This window comes from Coprobacter sp., assembly GCF_982436375.1.
Map to the genome: position 1 here is coordinate 1 of NZ_CEWDCG010000235.1, position 4,090 is coordinate 4,090.

The 4,090-nt window shown below is 37.9% G+C and carries 2 protein-coding genes; both read left to right on the forward strand.

The window, feature by feature from the left end:
- Positions 1–145 precede the first annotated feature (145 nt).
- Complete coding sequence (locus tag AC1WHX_RS10945) at positions 146–3,175, forward strand: glycoside hydrolase family 95 protein (protein ID WP_481229344.1); 3,030 nt, start codon at positions 146–148, stop codon at positions 3,173–3,175.
- A gap of 152 nt (positions 3,176–3,327) precedes the next feature.
- Positions 3,328–4,044 carry a GDSL-type esterase/lipase family protein gene (locus tag AC1WHX_RS10950; RefSeq protein ID WP_022599753.1) on the forward strand — a complete coding sequence of 239 codons (717 nt, stop codon included), beginning with the start codon at positions 3,328–3,330 and terminating at the stop codon, positions 4,042–4,044.
- Positions 4,045–4,090: the final 46 nt, after the last annotated feature.

Below are 4,090 nucleotides of genomic sequence, written 5' to 3' on the forward strand. Positions count from 1 at the left end.
GTAATGAACAGGATGTCTCAGTTTTCCTTTTGAAGATGATATCAGGAATCTTTTTAGTTGGAGAATAAGTAACAGAGAGAAATAATGTTACTTTTTTAATTGGTGAATGAGTTCCTGTTGTCGGTCGAATAAATATGTTTTTAATATGAAATTTATCTATAAGATGAGAGGAATAAGTAGAATTTATTGGGGAATACTGATGATATTCCTGTGTCCTTGGAAAACAGATGCTGCATCTTTTTCTGGTTTTCGTCAACCTGAAATGAAAGCTGTGTATAATAAACCGGCTAAAGTATGGGAAAGCGAAGCGCTTCCTATCGGTAACGGATATATGGGGGCTATGATTTTCGGCGATGTTTATCGGGATGTCATTCAAGTTAATGAGCATTCGTTATGGTCCGGTGGTCCGGGAGAGAATCCTGATTATGATGGGGGGCATTTGGGAACACCTGCAGAAAATAGAGCTAATTTGCAGAAAGTCAGGAGAGCTTTACAGCAGAAAATGAATGAATTTTCTAAAAATGATGCTGCTCATTTTAATTCTACCGGAAAGTTGATTACCAAAGATTATGGTAATGAGGAAAAAGACGGAATAAAACCTCTCATCGAAAGTCTTCGCGGAACTAAGAATAATTTTGGTTCGTATCAGACTTTAGGTAATATTGAAATAGCCTATAATTCATTGGTTATTCCGGATGTCATAAGATTTGATAGTGATTGTGATAATATCAATAATTATGATCAGCGGGTGGATAAATTGTTTGACGGAAATCGTGATACGAAATGGTATGCTGATAAAGGGTTTCAACAGAAATTTCCCTGTTATGTTGCTTGGGAGTACGAGACGAAACAGAAAATAAAATCTTATAGTCTTACATCGGGAGATGATGTTCCGGATAGAGATCCCATATCGTGGAATTTTTATGGTTCAAATGATGGTAAAAGATATTTATTGATTGATAAACAGTCTAATATAAGTTTTGAGAGTCGTAAAAAAACTTTGAAGTTTCCGTTAAAAAGAGAAGTGAGTTATAAATTTTTTAAATTAGAGATTACAGGTGTTGCAGCCGGCAATATGACTACACCTCCGCAACTATCGGATATAGAGCTCGAATATGAACAATTAGATGAACCTTTAGAGCCGTATAGTGATTATGTGCGGATGCTTGATATAGATAATGCAGTACATTCGGTAACTTATAAGGAGAACGGAACGACGTTTACCCGTGAATGTTTTATGAGTTATCCGGATAATGTAATGGTAATGCGATTGAAGGCAGATAAAAAGGGTAAAATCTCTCGTACATTTGCGATAACGTCCCTTCAGTCAAAAAAGCAAATATCTGCATCTGGAAATACAATAACGATGACGGGACAACCTGTTTTGCATAAGGAAAACGGATTGAAGTTTGCCCAGCAAGTAAAAGTGTTGAATAAAGGTGGGCATTCTGAAGTTGTTGGTAATAAAAAAATTCGAGTGAAAGATGCTGATGAAGTGATCTTGCTTATGTCTGCAGCAACGAATTATCAGCAGTCTATGGATGAAAAATTCGATTATTTCTCGGATGAAGATCCTCTGACGACCGTAAAACAGACGCTGATGGCGGCAGAGTCGAAAACATACGAAGATTTACTCTCTTCGCATAAAAAGGATTATAAGGCATTGTATGACAGAATGAGTTTGAATTTGGGCAATATAACCGGAATGCCGACTAAGACTACCGATATATTGTTGAAAGATTTTTACAAAGGCAATACTGTTGAAGAAAATCTATATACCGAAATGTTATATTATCAATTCGGACGATATTTGCTGATCGCTTCCTCTCGGGAGAACTCTTTGCCGGCGAATTTACAAGGTGTATGGGGCGAAAGATTGTCCAATCCGTGGAATGCCGATTATCATACCAATATTAACGTACAGATGAATTATTGGCCGGCACAGCAAACCAATTTAAGCCCTTGTCATATACCGTTGATTTCTTATATTAACAGTTTAGTTCCCAGAGGCAAGATAACAGCTCGGCACTATTATTGCAAACCTGATGGCGGTGATGTGCGTGGTTGGGTAACGCATCATGAAAATAATATATGGGGGAATACTGCTCCGGGAACGAGTTACGGGGCATTTCATTTTCCTGCCGGGGCAGCATGGATGTGTCAGGATATATGGGAGTATTATCAATTTAATTGTGACAAGAAATTTTTGGAACAAAACTATAATACGCTTTTAGGCGCAGCACTGTTCTGGGTGGATAACTTGTGGACGGATGAACGGGATGGAATGTTGGTCGCTAATCCGTCTCATTCTCCTGAACATGGCGAATATTCATTAGGCTGTTCTACGGTCCAGGCGATGATTGCCGAAATATTCGATATTGTAATTAAAGCGAGTAAGGATTTGGGAAAAGATACGAAAGAGGTTGCCGAGATAAAGGCGGCGAAAAGTAAATTGGCAGGTCCTCAAATAGGATTAGGCGGACAGTTTATGGAGTGGAAAGACGAAGTAACGAAAGATATAACTGGAGACGGGCAGCACAGACATGTCAATCATCTGTTTTGGTTGCATCCGGGATCGCAGATTGTTGCCGGAAGAAGCGTACAGGAAGATAAGTATGTGGAGGCAATGAAAAAAACTTTGGAAACAAGAGGTGATGGCGGTACGGGCTGGAGTAAAGCATGGAAGATTAATTTCTGGGCTCGTCTGAGAGACGGTAACCGCGCTCATAAATTATTGAAAGAGGCGCTGACCCTTACATATACAGGTAATCCGGCTAATATCGGAGGAGTTTATCAGAATTTGTTCGATACGCATCCGCCTTTCCAGATAGATGGAAATTTTGGAGCAACTTCGGGTATTGCGGAGATGTTGCTTCAAAGTCAAGGCGGTTATATAGAATTGCTTCCTGCCATACCGGATGATTGGGCGAATGGAACATTCGAGGGGTTAAAAGCGAGAGGAAATTTTGAGATCCATGCCGAATGGAAATACGGAGTTCTCGTTACGGCCGAACTAACTTCTAATTCAGGCAAAGAATGCGTTATAAAATATCCTGACGCAAAAAATTTGATAGTTAAGTCGAAAAATGGAGATACTGTAGCAAAAAAAGTCATCGATAATGATAAAATATCATTTATTACAACAGCAGGTGCGGTATATGAAATTTGTAGATAAAAAATAAAATATTAAGAGTCTGTTTAAGTTTTGCGATAAAAATATATATTTGATCTTTTTGAGTTTATTCTTTGATTTGTTTCTTGTTGGAGCTGAAAAAATGTTTTTGAAAATAACATAAAGAATGTCTGTGTAAAATTTAGCTATGAAAGATGGAAAAGAGTGGAGATATTTTTATTAGTCGGCATCTTCACTCTTTTTTAGATTTAATGATTGATTATATGTATAAATATTTGATCTGTGTTTTTATATTCTTTTTAGGAAATGCAAAAATGTATGCACAGCGTGTAGCTTGTATAGGAGCGAGTATTACTTATGGCGCTACGATACCGGAAAGAGAGAAGTATGCTTATCCGGCTCAGTTGGGGGCATTGCTTGGTGTAGGGTATGAAGTGTTCAATTACGGGGTAAGCGGTTGCACGATGTTGAAAAAAGGCAATCTGTCTTATTGGAATACAAAGGAGTATCTGCAAGCATTATCTTGTAGTCCGGATGTTGTGTTTATCGATTTGGGAGGAAATGACAGTAAATTGATTAATCGGAAGTATCTGAATGAGTTTGAGGCTGATTGCAGAGCCATGATACGTTCTTTTAGGAATCTGCCTTCGAATCCACGAGTTATATTGTTGACGCCTATTGTTTCGTTCGTGACCGATACAACCGGGATATGGAATACGGTTATTGCAAGGGATATTGTTCCTATGACTAAAAAAGCAGCGAGTAAAGAGGGAGTAGAAATTATTGATATGCATCCTTTATTGGAAGATCGTCCCGATTTATTGAAAGATAAAATACATCCCAATGCTGAGGGTGCGAAAATGATGGCGAATAAAATGTATGATTTATTAATGCAGGAGAAAGAAAAATAATTTGAGTTCTCTATACCGGAAGAAAATAATCACATGAAAAAAAGTA